The 17,391-nt window shown below is 33.9% G+C and carries 16 protein-coding genes; all 16 read left to right on the top strand.

Annotated features, from left to right (window positions below; genetic code table 11):
• Nucleotides 1–3 precede the first annotated feature (3 nt).
• Nucleotides 4–852 (top strand): formate transporter FocA, encoded by an 849-nt coding sequence (focA, locus tag AC5LXV_RS14925; protein ID WP_034902976.1) that lies wholly within the window; start codon nucleotides 4–6, stop codon nucleotides 850–852.
• Between the two features lie 64 nt (nucleotides 853–916).
• On the top strand, nucleotides 917–3,199 hold the full coding sequence (gene pflB / locus AC5LXV_RS14920) for a formate C-acetyltransferase (RefSeq protein ID WP_493451994.1): 2,283 nt from the start codon (nucleotides 917–919) through the stop codon (nucleotides 3,197–3,199).
• A gap of 471 nt (nucleotides 3,200–3,670) precedes the next feature.
• Nucleotides 3,671–4,309 carry a vWA domain-containing protein gene (locus tag AC5LXV_RS14915; protein ID WP_493445308.1) on the top strand — a complete coding sequence of 213 codons (639 nt, stop codon included), beginning with the start codon at nucleotides 3,671–3,673 and terminating at the stop codon, nucleotides 4,307–4,309.
• Nucleotides 4,310–4,344: 35 nt separating this feature from the next.
• Nucleotides 4,345–4,995 carry a TerD family protein gene (locus AC5LXV_RS14910; RefSeq protein ID WP_493445307.1) on the top strand — a complete coding sequence of 217 codons (651 nt, stop codon included), beginning with the start codon at nucleotides 4,345–4,347 and terminating at the stop codon, nucleotides 4,993–4,995.
• Nucleotides 4,995–5,633: a vWA domain-containing protein gene (locus tag AC5LXV_RS14905; protein ID WP_493466908.1), complete on the top strand. Its 639-nt coding sequence runs from the start codon at nucleotides 4,995–4,997 to the stop codon at nucleotides 5,631–5,633. Before AC5LXV_RS14910 ends, AC5LXV_RS14905 begins: the two co-directional genes overlap by 1 nt.
• 18 nt (nucleotides 5,634–5,651) lie before the next feature.
• Nucleotides 5,652–6,683, top strand: coding sequence for a TerY-C metal binding domain-containing protein (locus AC5LXV_RS14900; protein ID WP_493466907.1), 1,032 nt, complete (start codon nucleotides 5,652–5,654; stop codon nucleotides 6,681–6,683).
• On the top strand, nucleotides 6,683–8,203 hold the full coding sequence (locus AC5LXV_RS14895) for a PP2C family serine/threonine-protein phosphatase (RefSeq protein ID WP_493466906.1): 1,521 nt from the start codon (nucleotides 6,683–6,685) through the stop codon (nucleotides 8,201–8,203). Before AC5LXV_RS14900 ends, AC5LXV_RS14895 begins: the two co-directional genes overlap by 1 nt.
• 36 nt (nucleotides 8,204–8,239) lie before the next feature.
• Nucleotides 8,240–9,739: a helix-hairpin-helix domain-containing protein gene (locus AC5LXV_RS14890; RefSeq protein WP_493466905.1), complete on the top strand. Its 1,500-nt coding sequence runs from the start codon at nucleotides 8,240–8,242 to the stop codon at nucleotides 9,737–9,739.
• Nucleotides 9,740–9,836: 97 nt separating this feature from the next.
• A complete protein-coding gene (locus AC5LXV_RS14885; RefSeq protein WP_493466904.1) occupies nucleotides 9,837–10,436 on the top strand; it encodes an HAD family hydrolase in 600 nt (199 codons plus the stop codon).
• 61 nt (nucleotides 10,437–10,497) lie between these two features.
• Nucleotides 10,498–11,559, top strand: a complete 1,062-nt coding sequence (locus AC5LXV_RS14880; RefSeq protein WP_493445302.1) for an ATP-grasp domain-containing protein — start codon at nucleotides 10,498–10,500, stop codon at nucleotides 11,557–11,559.
• The gene (locus AC5LXV_RS14875) at nucleotides 11,556–12,677 is read left to right on the top strand and encodes a phosphoribosyltransferase domain-containing protein (protein WP_493466903.1); all 1,122 of its coding nucleotides are present in this window, start codon (nucleotides 11,556–11,558) and stop codon (nucleotides 12,675–12,677) included. The genes AC5LXV_RS14880 and AC5LXV_RS14875 overlap by 4 nt, the downstream gene beginning before the upstream one ends.
• A gap of 1 nt (nucleotide 12,678) precedes the next feature.
• On the top strand, nucleotides 12,679–13,455 hold the full coding sequence (locus AC5LXV_RS14870; RefSeq protein WP_493446470.1) for an HAD family hydrolase: 777 nt from the start codon (nucleotides 12,679–12,681) through the stop codon (nucleotides 13,453–13,455).
• 2 nt (nucleotides 13,456–13,457) lie between these two features.
• Nucleotides 13,458–14,540 carry a cysteine protease StiP family protein gene (locus tag AC5LXV_RS14865; RefSeq protein WP_493466902.1) on the top strand — a complete coding sequence of 361 codons (1,083 nt, stop codon included), beginning with the start codon at nucleotides 13,458–13,460 and terminating at the stop codon, nucleotides 14,538–14,540.
• The gene (locus tag AC5LXV_RS14860) at nucleotides 14,533–15,441 is read left to right on the top strand and encodes an HpcH/HpaI aldolase/citrate lyase family protein (protein WP_493466901.1); all 909 of its coding nucleotides are present in this window, start codon (nucleotides 14,533–14,535) and stop codon (nucleotides 15,439–15,441) included. The genes AC5LXV_RS14865 and AC5LXV_RS14860 overlap by 8 nt, the downstream gene beginning before the upstream one ends.
• Nucleotides 15,442–15,515: 74 nt before the next feature.
• A complete protein-coding gene (locus tag AC5LXV_RS14855) occupies nucleotides 15,516–16,118 on the top strand; it encodes a TerD family protein (protein ID WP_110432733.1) in 603 nt (200 codons plus the stop codon).
• Nucleotides 16,118–17,308, top strand: coding sequence for a TerD family protein (locus AC5LXV_RS14850; protein WP_493468008.1), 1,191 nt, complete (start codon nucleotides 16,118–16,120; stop codon nucleotides 17,306–17,308). The genes AC5LXV_RS14855 and AC5LXV_RS14850 overlap by 1 nt, the downstream gene beginning before the upstream one ends.
• Nucleotides 17,309–17,391 lie beyond the last annotated feature (83 nt).

Raw genomic sequence — 17,391 nt, 5'->3', positions numbered from 1 at the left:
AACTTGAGTAATGATAAGCTTGTGGACTCGTTTTCTCCCGCACAAATGACCCAAATCGCCGAAGAACTTGGCAATTATAAAGTTAATAAACACCCTAGTAGTACTATCTTATCTGCTATTCTTGCAGGTGTTTTTATCTCCATCGCCTTCGTATTCTATATTACTGCAACCACCGGTACAGCAACCGTTGCTTTCGGACTTGCTAAACTAGTTGGTGGTATCTGTTTCTCGCTTGGTTTGATGCTTGTTGTTTGTTGTGGAACGGATCTATTTACTTCAACCATTTTAACTATTTTACCTAAAATGACGCATAGAATAAGTTGGGTAAAAATGTTTCGTAACTGGATTTTTGTCTATATTGGTAACTTTATTGGTGCTATACTGTTTGTCGCAATTATTTGGTTTTCTGGGCAATATATGGTTGCCAATGGTTTATGGGGATTAAATGTCTTACAAACTGCAGATCATAAATTACACCATACTTTCATCGAAGCGGTATTCCTTGGTTTATTAGCTAATTTAATGGTGTGTTTAGCTGCTTGGATGAGTTATGCAGGTCGCAGTTTACTCGATAAAATGCTAATTATGGTGTTACCAGTGGCAATGTTTGTCGCCAGTGGTTTTGAGCATAGCATTGCAAATATGTTTATGATTCCTATGGGAATTGTAATTAATAATTTTGCGTCACCTGAGTTTTGGGCTGCTGTCGGGGTCGCTCCTGATACCTTTAAGGCACTAACAGTTGAGCATTTTATTGTAAATAATTTAATTCCTGTTACTATCGGGAATATTTTAGGGGGCTTATTAGTCGCCGTTCCTAATTGGGCTTTACATCTACGTAAGCCACATTGATTTTATAATATTTACCCTTATGTAAGAGTAGATAGATATTTTTGTAAACCTGAGGTTAATAACTATGAGTAATTTAAATGAAGTACAAGCAAAGGCTTGGAAAGGATTTAAAGAGGGTGATTGGCAAAATAATGTCAATGTTCGCGATTTCATTCAAAAAAATTACACACCTTATGAGGGTGATGAATCTTTCTTAGCTGGCGCTACAGAAGCAACCACTAAATTGTGGGATAAAGTGATGGAAGGTATCAAATTTGAAAACTCCACTCATACGCCAGTTGATTTTGATACAAGTGTAATCTCTACTATCACTGCTCATGATGCAGGTTATATCGAAAAGGATTTAGAGAAGATTGTCGGTTTACAAACTGAAAAACCATTAAAACGTGCAATTATCCCGTTTGGTGGTATCAAAATGATCGAAAATTCTTGTAAAGCTTACGATAGAACTTTAGATCCATTAGTTAAAAAAATCTTTACTGAATATCGTAAAACTCACAACCAAGGTGTATTTGATATTTATACTCCAGATATTCTACGTTGTCGTAAATCAGGTGTTATCACTGGTCTTCCTGATGCTTATGGTCGTGGTCGTATCATTGGTGACTACCGTCGTGTTGCGCTTTACGGTATCGATTACTTAATGCAAGATAAATTTGCACAATTTACTTCATTACAAGCTGACTTTGAAAATGGCGTTGATTTACCAATGACTATGCAACGTCGTGAAGAAATTGCCGAACAACATCGTGCACTTGGCCAAATTAAAGAAATGGCAGCGAAATATGGTTTCGATATTTCAGCACCAGCAACTACTGCACAAGAAGCTGTTCAATGGACCTATTTTGGTTATTTAGCTGCGGTTAAATCTCAAAATGGTGCGGCGATGTCTCTTGGTCGTACTTCTACTTTCTTTGATATCTATTTCCAACGTGATTTAGCAGCTGGTTTAATTACCGAAAAAGAAGCGCAAGAAATTGTTGACCACTTCGTTATGAAATTACGTATGGTTCGTTTCTTACGTACTCCTGAATATGATGAATTATTCTCAGGTGACCCAATTTGGGCAACAGAATCTATTGCCGGTATGGGTGTTGACGGACGTACACTTGTTACTAAAACATCTTTCCGTTTCTTAAATACTCTATATACAATGGGTCCTTCTCCAGAACCAAATATGACAATTCTTTGGTCTGAACAGTTACCTTCTGGATTTAAAGAATTTGCATCTAAAGTATCTATCGATACTTCATCTTTACAATATGAAAATGATGACTTGATGCGTCCTGATTTCAATAACGATGACTATGCTATTGCATGTTGTGTAAGTCCAATGATTGTTGGTAAACAAATGCAATTCTTTGGTGCTCGTGCAAACCTTGCTAAAACCCTTCTATACGCAATCAATGGCGGTGTGGATGAGAAATTAAAAATGCAAGTTGGTCCTAAAGAAGATCCAATTACTGACGAATATCTTGATTTTGACAAAGTGTTCGCTCGTTTAGATCACTTCATGGATTGGTTAGCAAAACAATACGTGACTGCATTAAATGCAATTCACTATATGCACGATAAATATAGTTATGAAGCATCATTAATGGCGCTACATGACCGTGATATTATTCGTACTATGGCTTGTGGTATTGCTGGTCTTTCTGTTGCAGCTGACTCATTATCTGCAATTAAATATGCGAAAGTGAAAACGATTCGTGATGAAGATGGTTTAGCAACTGATTTTGAAATCGAAGGTGAATATCCACAATTCGGTAACAATGATCCACGTGTTGATGATATTGCAGTTGATTTAGTTGAACGTTTCATGAAGAAAATTCAAAAACTTAAAACTTATCGTAATGCAATTCCTACTCAGTCTGTGTTAACTATTACTTCAAACGTAGTATATGGTAAGAAAACAGGTAACACTCCAGACGGACGTCGTGCTGGTGCGCCATTTGGACCAGGTGCTAACCCGATGCACGGACGTGACCAAAAAGGTGCGGTTGCTTCATTAACTTCTGTGGCTAAATTACCATTTGCTTATGCGAAAGATGGTATTTCATATACTTTCTCAATCGTTCCTAATGCATTAGGTAAAGACGATGACGCGCGTAAACGTAACTTAGCTGGCTTAATGGATGGTTACTTCCATCACGAAGCTACAGTTGAAGGTGGTCAACATCTAAATGTTAACGTATTAAACCGTGAAACATTATTAGATGCGATGGAACACCCTGAAAAATATCCACAATTAACAATTCGTGTTTCTGGATATGCAGTACGTTTCAATTCATTGACTAAAGAGCAACAAAAAGACGTTATTACACGTACTTTTACTACAACCATGTAAAATACGTACTTAAATAATATCGTTGATATAATTTAAACTAATTTAAAGCGGCGTAATATTAAATTACGCCGTTTTTTTTATTTCTAATAAAATATTCTATTACTTATTAATTTAATTAAATTTTATCGAAAGGTTAGTTTTTATTTTATATAAAAATACTCGGGGCAAGATACATCAAAAGTTATTGAAAATTAATTTTTTGCTATAAATGGAAAAATCTAATAGATTTTGAATAAAAAAATATGTTAGGATTTTGAATTGTTAACAGATAATTTACTATAAAATTACTGTAGTTAAGCGGTTAGCAATGATGTTAATCAGCTTAATTTATTTTAATAGGTAATTAATAAAAGATTTATTTAGTAATAAATTGATAAGATAAAAGCAATATAAAGCTTCATTTAAGTAATTATATAAATAATAACATATACTAAATAAATAATAATTCCCTCTTTATTTAAGGAAAAATAGATGAGAAGACTACCTGTTTATCTTGTATTAGACACATCAGGGTCCATGTATGGAGAAGCAATTGAAGCGGTTAAAAATGGTGTACAAACTCTATTAACTACTCTTAGACAAGATCCTTACGCCCTTGAGACAGCTTTTATTTCAGTAATTACATTTAATACTTCCGCCACCCAAATTATACCATTGACTGATCTATTAAGTTTTAAAACGCCAGAACTTGTAGCTACAGGTACAACATCATTAGGTGAGGCATTAAGCCTTACCGCAGATTGTATTGAGAAAGAGGTTGTTAAGACAACCTATGATACAAAAGGAGATTGGCGACCTCTTGTCTTTATAATGACGGATGGAATGCCTACTGACGATTGGGAAAAAGGATTAAAAAAATTCCAAAACGTGAAGAAAGGTATGGTTATAGCATGTGCTGTAGGGGAATCAGTTGATAGTTCCATTTTAAAAAATATCACAGAAATAGTCATGCAATTGGAAACTGCCGATTCAAATTCAATTAAATCTTTCTTTAAATGGGTATCTGCTAGTATTTCTACTGGAAGTGAAAAAGTTGAATCAAATCGAAAAGAAGTCATAGGTTTAGAGGATTTACCTCCACCACCACCTGAAGTTAACATTGTTTTATAATCAAAAAATATATATTTTACATCTGAGAGGAAATTATGTCTGTTAGTTTAAAAAAAGGTCAAGGCGTTAGTCTATCAAAAAGTCAATTTGATCTTTCTCAAGTGACAATAGGTCTAGGTTGGGATGTAGCTGAAAATCGGCAATCTATTTCTGGATTTTTCAAAAAATTATTTAGTGGTAATAATGAAGATTATGATTTAGATGTTATCGCATTCTTATGTGATAAAAATGGCAAAATTGGCAAATTAGGAATGGTAAAAAATGGTAAACAAACGTTAGACAATGGCGATATTATATTTTTTAACAATATGACTCATGAAACAGGTAATGTTTGGCTTACTGGTGATAATCGAACCGGTGAAGGCGATGGTGATGATGAACAGATTATTTTAAAATTAAATGCCTTAAGTGATCAGTATCATAAGATTGTTTTTATTGTACAAATATATGATGGTACTCAACGTAAACAGCACTTTGGTCAAATACAAAATGCATTTATACGTGCAGTAGATGCTAATAATATAGAAATGGCACGCTTTGACCTTTCAACCGGTAGCGAATTTGTTAATAAACGTTCAATGATTTTTGCTGAATTAAATCGTGAAGCAAGCGGCTGGCAATTTAAAGCAATTGGTAATGCAAGTGAATCTGATACATTTGTATCATATATAGAATGGTACTCGTAATGAGAAGGCTTCCTGTATATCTAGTCATTGATACATCAGGTTCAATGCGTGGCGAGTCAATTAATGCGGTTAATGTTGGGATACAATCAATGCTCAACGCGCTTAGACAAGATCCCTATGCTCTCGAAAGTGTTTATATATCAATCATAACCTTTGATAATGAAGCTCGAGAAATTGTCCCTTTAACCGCCTTAGAACAATTTAAATTTCAGGATTTATCCGTTCCCAGTTCGGGAGCTACATTTACAGGCGCAGCATTAGAATGCCTAATAAATAGGATAAATCGTGATGTTAAGCGATCAAACAGTGAACAAAAAGGTGACTGGCGACCAATGATTTTCTTAATGACAGATGGAAAACCATCAGACATGTTTGCTTACACGGAGGCCTGTAAAGCAATTAAGAATATTGCCATTGCTTCTATAGTTTGTTGTGCGATCGGAAAAAAAGCAGATACAGAACATTTAAAATTACTTTCATCACAAATTGTTGCCCTAGAAACCTTAGATTCAAATGCTTTTGCTGGGTTTTTTAAGTGGATTTCGGTCAGTGTCGCATCAGGAAGTTCCAGTACGGGTATTAATGTTAGTTCAGATGATCTGCCTCCCCCTCCGCCTGAAATACAATTAGTTTTATAAAAATAAAAGTATAACTTTATGAGAAGATTACCCGTTTTTTTTCTACTAGACTGCTCCGAATCAATGATTGGGGGGAATCTGGATAAATTAAAGAAAGGACTACAAGATATCGTTACGGATCTTAGAAAAGATCCACATGCACTTGAAACAGTTTATATTTCTATCATTGCATTTGCCGGTAAAGCTAAAACAATTGTTCCTTTAATTGATTTAATTTCATTTTACCCGCCAATGTTACCGATTGGTGGCGGAACATCATTGGGAGCAGCTTTACGTGAGTTAAGGTATCAAATTGATAATAAATTACTTAAAACAACTCCAGACCGTAAAGGTGATTGGAAACCAATTGTTTATCTCATAACAGATGGTCGCCCTACTGATATAGTTGGCAATGAATTGCGTATTTGGCGAGAAAAATATGCTCAAAAAGTTAATTTTATTGCAGTAAGCTTAGGAAATTCAAGTGACATAAGTATATTACATCAACTAACAGAAACAGTCATAATATTAAATGATAATCATCAAGAGAACTTTACGCATTTCATTAAATGGATTACGGCTTCCGTTTCTTCTCATAGTCAAAATATAAATAAAGATATTGCATTATTAAATGATTATAACAATGTATTAAACTTGTCTGATGCTAGGAATTATAAATCATATGATGAAAATTGTGTGGTACTTGTCGGTAAATGCTCAAATACAACTCGTCCCTATTTAATCAAATATAATCTAGCTGATAATGTAGTCAATCTTTATACAGATCAACAACAAAAATACCAGCTAACTGGGTGTTATCCTATTGATAACGAATATTTTGATTGGAGTGATGAAGTAAAAACAAGCTTATTAGTTAATACTAACCAACTAATTGGAACACCGACGTGTCCACATTGCAGTAATCCTTCTGCTTTTGCAATGTGTTCATGTGGTAACCTTTTATGCATTGACCATACTGGCTTAGTAACATGTCCTTGGTGTGATAGATATTTACAATTTAATATGAGTATGCCTGATGAGGATTTTGTTGTAATAAGAGGGAAAGGATAATGACGAGTTCTGATAATATTTATCAAAAAATTATCTCTGCAATTATTACTGATATTTCCCAAGATCTGCTAGAACAACTAATTAAAACCAATTCAATTACGGTTCTTATTGATCAGGCAATCGAAACGATCACTACTACATATCAACAATTAAAATCGGATAATAGTAGTCAAAACGATGATAATCAACCTAATTTTACACTGCCTTTAGCTTATGTTGTCCCTATAACACATTGGCTTGAGTTAAAACCTGAAAAAGATGTGCAATTATTGAAATTTAAAGAATTACAGAAGCAAAATACTAGTAGCGATTCATCTGAAAATCTAGTCAGCGATAGAAAAAGTCCAATATCTTATTCACCTCGATTTCATTTACCAAATATGAAAGTAGGTAATAACTATTCAGCTAAAATAGAAATTGATTCTCCATATACTGATGCAGAAATCATTATTGAGAATGTTTTAATTAATCAACCAGATTTAAATCTTACTTTTAATAAACAAACTAATACCATTGAGGGTACTCCAACAATATCAGGTACTTTTACTCTGGATATCATTTGGAAAGTTACAGACAGTGTAGCGCAAACAACTAAAATAGATATTATCATTAATCCAGATCCTGATAGTTTGTGGAAAAATATTCCTGCTGATGAAAATGACATTTACTATAAACCAAGTTTAGCCCATCAGTTTATCGAAACAGAACAACTGAAAATTGCTGCGGCAAGTTGCCGAGGCCGTTCACATGCTCATGTAGGTTCTTTTAGAGATGATGATTTCTTTATTGATAGTTTATCTAATGGATGGAATATCACTATTGTTGCGGATGGCGCTGGAAGTGCTAAAAATTCAAGAAAAGGGTCACAATTAGCAGTAAATACGGTTGGACAATATCTTAAACATCAACTATTAGATAGTGCGAACCAAGATCTTTTAAATTGTGTAAAAAAATGGGATCATGCTTCTACCCAAAGCGCTGGTACTCAATTTAAAACTTGGTTTCGTGATGCTATATTACTCGCAATCAAACAACTAGAGGTAGAGGCGGATAAAACTAATCGCCCTCTCAAATCATATTCAACGACGTTATTAATTGCTGTAACCTTAAAAATGGATAATGACTTATTCGCTGCCACATTTTCCGTTGGTGATGGCGCTATTGCCGCCTTTAGCTATAAAGATAATATTCGTTTATTAGCAAACACAGATAACGGTGAATTTGCAGGACAAACACGTTTTTTAGATAATTCTATTTTACGAGAAGCTGATTTCTATAGTCGAATTCGCATAGGAAAATGGCCAGAAATAAATTATTTCCTATTAATGACCGATGGAATTTCTGATCCTAAATTTGAAACCGATTTTCAGCTAAATAATAAAGATAAATGGCTACAATTAATCGACGAACTTAATCCATACTTAGCAACACCAGTTAATCCTGCAGAAGCGTTATTAGATTGGATGAAATTCTCATCTCCAGGCCATCATGATGACCGAACTTTAATTGTAATTTGGTAAATTTCTTAGATTAAATTGATATTAGATATAAAAGATATGGCTAAAATTATTAATTGTGTAACTAAAAGCGGTAAACATGTTAATTATGTTGATGAAATAATTGGCGCAGGAACGATGAAGAATGTTTATTTTTCATCAGATAAATCCTATGTTATCGCTTTTTATCAAAAAACACCAAATCAACAAGCTCGTGAACGCATTGAGATGATTACTGGGTCTTATTACCAAAATATATTTAACCAACAAGGTGGAGATTATTGGCATGAATTATTTTGTTGGCCGACAGATATTGTTGAACATATGGGACAGTTAGGTTTAGTTATACCAACTTATCATAAACATTTCTTTTTTAAATATGGTTCCAAAAATAATGATTTTCTTAACATTAAAGGGAGGGAAAAGGAAGGTAAATGGTTTGCCAGTGCCAGTAACCGTAATAAATTTCTTGATCCTCGTGAAAAAGGAACATTATTAACTTATCTAAAAATCTGTCTACAGTTATCGCGTGCGGTAAGAAGATTGCACGCTACAGGTTTATGTCACAGCGATTTAAGCTATAAAAACGTATTAATTGATCCTGAATTAGGTCATGCTTGTATTATCGATATTGATGGATTGGTTGTGCCGGACAAATTTCCCCCTGATGTGGTTGGTACCCCAGATTTTATCGCGCCGGAGGTGGTAAAAACAGCACATCTAGATAAAGATGATCCAAAACGGATATTACCTAGCATAACAACCGATCGTCACGCATTATCGGTTTTAATATATATGTATTTGCTTTTTCGTCATCCTCTAAGAGGTGGGAAAGTTCATGATATCAATGATGAGATACGTGACGAGTCAATGACCATGGGTGAAAAAGCGCTTTTTATAGAACACCCTTCTGACAAAAGTAATAGAGTCAATATTAATCAAATCTCACCAGATGCATTACCATGGGCAGATCCTACTAAAATTCCATATACTGTTATGGGGCCTTATTTATCTAAATTATTTGAACGAGCGTTTATTGATGGATTACACGATCCACTAAAACGTCCTACTGCTGATGAATGGGAAACCGCACTAGTTAAAACTATCGATTTAATTCAACCATGCCAAAATAAACAGTGTGAACAACAATGGTATGTTTTTGCTGGTAAAACTGCGCCTTCTTGTCCCTATTGTGGCACAGGTTACAAAGGTAAATTACCTATTTTAAATCTTTATTCCTCTCGTATCGCAGGGAGTTATCGACCTGATGACCATCGACTTATGGTCTGGAGTGGGCAATCACTCTATCCTTGGCATATCAATCGATTGATCGCGCCTAATGAAAGACTGAGTGACCATTTAAAAAAACGGGTCGGCTATTTTATATTTCATAATAACCAATGGTGGTTAGTGAATGAAGGTATCAAAGATTTGATATCGTTGCCCGACCAAACAAAAATAGCGATTGGCGATAAAATCGAACTTAATGATAATCGCCAAATCTTATTGTCCCGTGAAGATGGGGGACGATTAGTAGTCGTACAATTAGTGGATAATTAACAATTATATTAAATATAAATTAATCTATCTATTAATTATGATTTGAATAGTCTATCCTAAAACGTCATGGAATATGTTAAAGGGTTTTTTTTAAGTTATGAAAGTTTTTTTTGATTTTGATGGTACTCTGACAACCAAAGATTCATTAATACCATTTCTTATTTATACCGTTGGTTGGCCAATGGTTATCTTTAAAGCTATTTTGCTTGTTCCATTATTATGTCGGTATTTATTTAATCGAGAATTACGTGGTGAAGTTAAAAATAGGGCACTTCAGATCTATCTTTCGAAATTTTCAAAACAAGAAATTGATCATTCTGCTTCACAATTTGTTACGAAAATTTTACCTAAAATGATGCGTCCGCAAGCAATTGTCCTATTAGAGAAGCACAAGGCCAACGGTGACGAGTGCATTTTGGTGAGCGCATCAATCGATCTTTATCTGTCACCATGGGTAAAACAAAATGGTTTCGCCAAACTTATATCGACACCTTATATCGGTAACTATCCTACAATGATAGGCAAAAATTGCTATGGCGAAGAAAAAGTCCAGCAAATACTAAAAAACTATCCAGATCTCTCAGAAGAAGATAGTTGTGCATATGGCGATACCATTGGTGATATTCCAATGCTGAAGTTAGTTAAAAAAGGTTTTATGTGGTCGAATAAAGCGCAAAAATATTTACCTTTAAGTTAAATATTACTTAAATATTGATTTAATTTTAACCAAAGGAATGAATAAGGAAATTAAATATAAAATGATAAATAGAATTTGGTTTATGGAGAGCTTTTCATCACAACGAGACATAATTTTAGCGGTAAAAGATTTTGCAAAAAAAAATCATGTAAAAATCGAAGTTTTTGCTTCTCACCGGGAAAATCGAAAAGAGATCCTATCCACAGCTGATTTCGCTATTATTGAACCTTCAGAAGAGACACAGAGATTATCCTTTATTACTGAAGTTATTAGCCAATATAAAATTGATGTGGTATATGTTGTTAAAAACGCACTTTGGTATGAACAACATCGTTATGAAATAGAAGCAACTGGAGTAACCTTAATTACCGGTGCAAGTAATATAGATTTATTAAAGCTTTCAAATAGTAAGATAGATTTTGCCCTATTTATGGAGCAGCAGCAATTACCGGTTGTTCCTTCAATATTAATTGATAATGTTGAACAATTACAAAAAAATATTGCTCATCCGCCCTTTGATAAATTATGTATTAAACCAGTTCATGGTATTTATGGCATGGGATTTTGGCGATTCGAGAACAATATATCTCCATTTAGAATCTTGTCCAATCCGGAAGAAAGAGGTATTCGACCTGATATTTTTCTGCAATTATATGCCACTTTAGAACAACCTACACCAATGGTTTTAATGCCATATCTATATTCACCCGAATCGTCTGTCGACATTTTCGCTAGTAAAGGTGAAGTTCTCTGTGCTATAGCTAGAGAAAAGCATGGTAGCAAGCAGATAATTAGAAATGAAGGTGTGGCTTTTGAACTTGCCTGTCGTTGTGCAAGTGCCATGCAAGCTGATGGCTTAGTAAATGTTCAAACACGTAATGATAAAGATGGTCAACCATTATTACTGGAAATTAATATGAGACCTTCGGGCGGTATTGGCAATACTTTGCATAGTGGGGTTAATCTAGCCGGTTTAATGGTCATGTATCATTTAAATTTGCTAAATAAAACTCAAGTTAAAGATCTATATAAACAACATTTTAAATACGCAGAAGTTATTTCTACATCATCCGTTATTCAATATCCAAATAATTTAACCAACTTAATCACTATATCGTCATGATCAATCTAAAGAAAACATTAAAACGAGGAACCCTTTCTATTAATTATAAAATGGGGAAATTCTCTACAGATGAATTATTTGATATCGCTGAAAGGAATAATCCAAAACGAGCTTTTTTATTTGTTAGTAAAGTATTAGGTAAACATATCCCGGTATCACCAGCAAAAATGCGAAAAAGTTATCGCGAACTAAGCCAAATGTTACCGGATAATATTAATGGCGAAGCAATTTTTATCGGTATGGCCGAAACAGCTGTTGGATTAGCCGCAGGTGTTTTTCATGAAGCAAAAAGTAAGTTTGATAAGGCATTTTTATTAACATCAACCCGTCATGCCATGAACGCTGAATTATTATGTGAATTTAAAGAAAACCATAGTCATGCCACTGATCATTTAATCTATCTTCCTCAAGATAAAGCAATGCGCGCCAGTTTGAATAATGCTGAAAATCTAATTCTAATAGATGATGAAATGACAACAGGAAACACTTTTACAAATCTTATTCAGGCGTTGTGGAATACTCATTATTTTAAAAATATAAAACGTATCATTATTTTGACACTTGTTAATTGGAATCAAGAACCAATAAGCTATCCTGACATAGAGGTTCAATGTTATGCATTGCTAAATGGTAATTGGACTTGGCAGCCAGATTTAAATGCTCCACCACCTACAATGCCAGAGGTCAATATTACCAATCAAAATGATAACGTTATAATTGGACCTCAAGATTGGGGAAGATTAGGTAGTCACGAAAGTGATGATAATTTGGGACAGCAAATCGCCGTCCAACCGGATAAATCCATATTAGTTATTGGTAGTGGAGAATTCCTGTGGAAACCTTTTTTATTAGCTGAACGTTTAGAAAAACAAGGAGCAAACGTATTATTTGGTTCAACAACACGTTCACCTATTGCTATAGGTTCCGCTATAAAGTCAGCGATTTCTTTTACTGATAATTATGGTCAAGGTATTCCTAATTTTATTTACAATATTGCTCACCAAGAGTTTGATAAAATCTTATTATGTGTTGAAACCGCAGAACACAGTATAGACCAAAGTTTTTTAAAACAATTGAAAGCAATAACATCTGACGTTGAGGTAGTTTGTTATGCTTGATATGACCTCCAATAAACCGGTTATATTAACTGATTTAGATGATACGTTATTCCAAACTAAACGGAAAATGCAAGAGGAATTACATATCTCGCCTAACCATATAGCTGCGCTTGATCGCTCGTTAACGCCTCGTAGTTTTATGAGCGATGAGCAGTTTTTATTTGTCAATTGGATGTTACAAAATGCAGAAGTGATCCCTGTTACCGCACGGGGAACTGAAGAAATAAAACGAGTTAAATTACCGTTCACCTCTTGGTCAATCACCACTCATGGTGCAGTAATTTTAGATGCTAAAGGACAAAATGATATTACTTGGCAACAAAAAATTTTGCATGATATCCACCCTTATCGAAGCCAGTTACTTTTATTGCAGCATGATATTGAACAGATGATGATAAAACAAAAATTGAATGCTTGGGTAAGAATCAATTATGAATATGATGATGTTCCTATCTATTTCGTTATGAAACATCGTGATAGTAATCAGCTTGCCGAGCTTTATCAATTTGATGATGAACTTCAACAAAAGTTTGATACAAGTCAATTCTATATTCACCGCAACAATAACAATATTGCTTGGATCCCAAAGCCAATTGAAAAAGGCAAAGCTGCAACATGGTTAATTAATAAACTAAAAACTCAAAGGGGTACGTTTCCACTAATAGGAATGGGTGACAGCTTAACAGACTTTAGTTTTATGCAACTTTGTACTTGGTTTTGTATTCCACAAAAAAGCCAATTCAGCGATACAATTAAACAAACAATATTTGGAAAATAATAATGATTAATATCGAACCGTTTTCAGGATCATACACTTCTTGTGATGTCCAATTTTTACTAAAACGTGTTGAAATGGAAACTACACCTGTTGAAATAAAAGAACAATTAATTCAATCAGGAAAGAAACACTATTCGGAAATGATTAGTCGTGAAGATGAACCGACAAGCTGGCATTTGGATTTATTCGAAAAATCAATACAACAAGAAGGTCAACGTTTAGCGAAAGAAGTTTTACAACTTGCTATTTTTTTAACTCAACAAATTCAAACACCAATTGTACTCGTAAGCTTAGTTCGCGCAGGCGTACCACTAGGTGTAATGTTACAAAGAGCACTAAAAGATCTTGGTAAAGAAACTTACCATTACGGTGTCAGCATTATTCGCGATCGTGGTATTGATACCGTTGCGATGGATTGGATTGAAAATAAACACGGTAAAAACGGCATTGTTTTCGTAGATGGCTGGACTGGTAAAGGCGCTATTACCAATCAACTTCAGCAGTCTTTAGCTTTAAGACAAGGCTATCAAGATAAACCAAAATTGATTGTTTTGGCGGATCCTTGTGGTTGTGCTTGGGCTTCCGCCAGTGATGATGATTGGTTAATTCCATTTGGTATTATGGGAGCGCCTGTTTCAGGAATGATATCTCGTTCAATTTGGTTAAATGGCGATTTACATGGTTGTATTCAATGCAACCATTTAGAGAAATATGATTGCAGTCAATATTTAGCCGATATCGTCGATCAACATCGACGCCAAATTGACGCCACCACATTACCAAATGTCAGCTTCAATCCGAACAAAAAACATGAGCTATTCCAAATTAGCCAACAAGTTATACAACATTTGGCTGAAAAATATAAGATTACTAATTTAAATCGAATTAAGCCTGGTATAGCTGAGGCAACTAGAGCCGTTTTAAGAAGAATTCCTGATTACGTTTTAGTTCGAGATCGTAATGATCCGGATGTAAAACTACTTATTTATTTGGCCGAAAGTAAAAACATAAAAATTATAGAAGATAATAAAAATTTAGGGAATTATCGAGCAATTACAATTATAAAGAAGGTCTCTGATGAATAAAAAAATATCACCTTGGAATATTGGTTCAAGTTTATATATTCCGGCGAATAATCCAAATATTGTTGATATTATAATTCATAATAAATATTCAGGCTTAAAATCAGTCATTATCTGTTTAGAAGATTCGATTAAAGTAGAAGATTTTGCCTTCGCTAAACATAATTTGTTAAAAAGTATATTAAATATTACAGATCATCTGAATCAAACATCAGATGAAAATGTACCACTTATTTTTATACGCCCTAGAAATATCGATAACGCAAATTGGATAATTGCTAATTTAAACCTAACCTATGTTGCTGGTTTTGTTATAGCAAAATTTGATCAAAATTGCCTAAATGATTGGTGGTCCATTTTACAAAATACACAGTTATTAATGATGCCAACCTTAGAAACACCAGATGTTTATAATGTGGTTAAAATGCAACAACTATCGGATATATTATCAGTCCATCCTTGTCGTGATCGAATCCTTTTATTACGTATTGGCGGTAATGATTTAATGAATGGACTACGATTGCGACGTCATAAAAATATGACCATTTACGATGGACCTATTGGCTATCTTATTAAAATGTTAGTTGTAACCTTCGCCCAAAATGGATTTTATCTTACAGCGCCTGTATGCGAACATTTTTCAGATAATGATTTATTAGCAAAAGAAGTAGCCTTAGATATTTTGCATGGTTTAGTCGGAAAAACACTCATTCATCCTTCTCAATTAGATATCATTAATCAGTTTTATCGGGTAACAGAAGATGAATATACAGAAGCCAAACAGATTTTATCTGTTCCCCAAGGCGGAGTATTTAATATTAATGGTTCAATGTGTGAACCGTCTACCCAGCATCGCTGGGCAAGCGATATTATTGAAAGGGCACAATGTTTTGGTATGGATTAATTAGTCATTTTCATTAAATAAAAATTAATCGTAAAAAGCTATTTATTATAAGAATATTTTTGAATGGAGAAAAAATGGTATCACTTAAAAAAAATCAAACAATTTCACTTAAAAAAGAATCATCAGCATTAAATCAATTACATTTTGGTCTAGGTTGGGATCCTGTTAGACGTAATAATCAAGCTAAAAAAGGATTTTTAAGTAGTTTATTTTCTTCATCGGAGAAGTCCATTGATTTAGATGCTAGTTGCATCATGTTAGATGTTATAGGTAAAAAAATTGATGAAGTTTGGTTTTGTAATCTTGAATCTGAGTGTCTCTCAGTTCTGCACAGTGGTGATAATCTGACAGGAGAAGGAGATGGTGACGATGAAGTTATTTATGTTAACTTACCAAAACTCCCTTTTGATGTTGAATATTTAGTATTTACGGTTAATAGCTTCAGAGGACAGACATTTAATGAAGTGGATAATGCTTTTTGCCGTGTCTTAGATCAAAATAACAAAGAGCTTGCTCACTATAAATTATCTGAGCAAGGTTCACATACCGGAATTATCATTGCTACTCTCAAACGTAATGGTGGTTCCTGGGACTTTACTGCACAAGGTTTTCCTTGTAGTGGTAGAACAATTCAAGATATGTACCCACAAATTGTTGATAAGGTGATTGGCAGATGATAAATTTAACTCTAGGTGCAAATACCGTCATTAACCATAATGATATTATGGTCAAAATTAGTTCAGGTTTACCAGTTGATGCTTCAGCATTTCGACTATTTGCTAATAATAAGGTAAAAGATGATCTTGATATGGTTTTTTATGGACAGCCAAAGAATGAAAATGGTTCGATTTTATGGAAACAAGACCAAAACAAAAACCATGAATTTATTGTAAACCTATCAAAATTAGCCAATGATGTAACAAAAGTTGCCTTTACGATTACTTGTGATAAATATCAACCAATTAGTCAGTTATCAAATTTATCCATTGAAATTATAGCCAATAATCAAGTTATTGCTATCGGAGAAGTGGATATTGTTGGTCGCCAAGAAAAAGCATTAATTATGGGTGAAATTTATCGACGAAATTCGGAATGGAAATTCAGATTTATTGCTCAAGGATTTAATGGTGGGTTGAAACCGTTAGCGGAGAATTATGGCGTTAATATCGTTGATGAAGAAAATTCCTCAGAGACTAAAACCAATCAAGTAAGTAATGCCAATCAAGTAAATAATCCCAATCCTTCAAGTAAAGTCAATCTTAACAAAATATCTTTATCTAAAGATAAAACTACGGTTAATTTAACCAAACAAGATAATTATGGAATGATTGGTATAAATCTAAATTGGAATAAGTCAAATAAAGAACAAAAACGTGGATTTTTATCAAATTTTTTAAACACAAACAAAAATATTGATCTTGATTTAGCTGCATTTGTACGATTGAAAGATAATAGTATTTATGTCATTCAAGCATTAGGTAACACATTTGGTTCTTTAAATTATCCTTGCTATGTGCAGTTGATGGAAGATGATCGTAGTGGTTCCAATAAAGATGGTGAATGGATATATATAAATGGGGAACACTGGAATAAGATTGATGAAGTACTTATTTATACCTTCATTTATGAGGGTGTTCCAAATTGGAATCAAACCGATGCCATCGTTAAAGTTCAAGTACCTGGGCAACCTGAAATTGAGACCCCGCTTACTGAAGGTGATAACAGAAATAGGTTATGTGCTATTGTGCATTTAAAGAATGATAAAGGAGCAATAAAGATACAACGCCTTAACAGATACTTTAGTGATCAACAGGACTTATCTCAAGCTTACGGTTGGGAATTTAGATGGCAAGCAGGTCGTAAATAAGATAATTTATAGAGCGCCACTGCAATTTGCTTTAAAATAATAAAATAAAAAGTATAAAAACGTCAGTTATATGGCAGTTCTAG

It is taken from the genome of Gilliamella sp. LMG 34359 (assembly GCF_984569085.1).
The sequence above is the reverse complement of the archived record's forward strand: the minus strand, read 5'-3'. Positions and strand labels throughout refer to the sequence as shown.

Excerpts from the sequence above, each read along its gene's own strand:
- AC5LXV_RS14865 (WP_493466902.1), top strand. The coding sequence starts at position 13,458 with ATGATTAATATCGAACCGTTTTCAGGATCATACACTTCTTGTGATGTC.
- AC5LXV_RS14870 (WP_493446470.1), top strand. The coding sequence starts at position 12,679 with ATGACCTCCAATAAACCGGTTATATTAACTGATTTAGATGATACGTTA.
- pflB (WP_493451994.1), top strand. The coding sequence starts at position 917 with ATGAGTAATTTAAATGAAGTACAAGCAAAGGCTTGGAAAGGATTTAAA.
- AC5LXV_RS14915 (WP_493445308.1), top strand. The coding sequence starts at position 3,671 with ATGAGAAGACTACCTGTTTATCTTGTATTAGACACATCAGGGTCCATG.
- AC5LXV_RS14855 (WP_110432733.1), top strand. The coding sequence starts at position 15,516 with ATGGTATCACTTAAAAAAAATCAAACAATTTCACTTAAAAAAGAATCA.
- AC5LXV_RS14860 (WP_493466901.1), top strand. The coding sequence starts at position 14,533 with ATGAATAAAAAAATATCACCTTGGAATATTGGTTCAAGTTTATATATT.
- AC5LXV_RS14890 (WP_493466905.1), top strand. The coding sequence starts at position 8,240 with ATGGCTAAAATTATTAATTGTGTAACTAAAAGCGGTAAACATGTTAAT.
- AC5LXV_RS14895 (WP_493466906.1), top strand. The coding sequence starts at position 6,683 with ATGACGAGTTCTGATAATATTTATCAAAAAATTATCTCTGCAATTATT.
- AC5LXV_RS14900 (WP_493466907.1), top strand. The coding sequence starts at position 5,652 with ATGAGAAGATTACCCGTTTTTTTTCTACTAGACTGCTCCGAATCAATG.
- AC5LXV_RS14875 (WP_493466903.1), top strand. The coding sequence starts at position 11,556 with ATGATCAATCTAAAGAAAACATTAAAACGAGGAACCCTTTCTATTAAT.
- AC5LXV_RS14910 (WP_493445307.1), top strand. The coding sequence starts at position 4,345 with ATGTCTGTTAGTTTAAAAAAAGGTCAAGGCGTTAGTCTATCAAAAAGT.
- AC5LXV_RS14885 (WP_493466904.1), top strand. The coding sequence starts at position 9,837 with ATGAAAGTTTTTTTTGATTTTGATGGTACTCTGACAACCAAAGATTCA.
- AC5LXV_RS14880 (WP_493445302.1), top strand. The coding sequence starts at position 10,498 with ATGATAAATAGAATTTGGTTTATGGAGAGCTTTTCATCACAACGAGAC.
- AC5LXV_RS14905 (WP_493466908.1), top strand. The coding sequence starts at position 4,995 with ATGAGAAGGCTTCCTGTATATCTAGTCATTGATACATCAGGTTCAATG.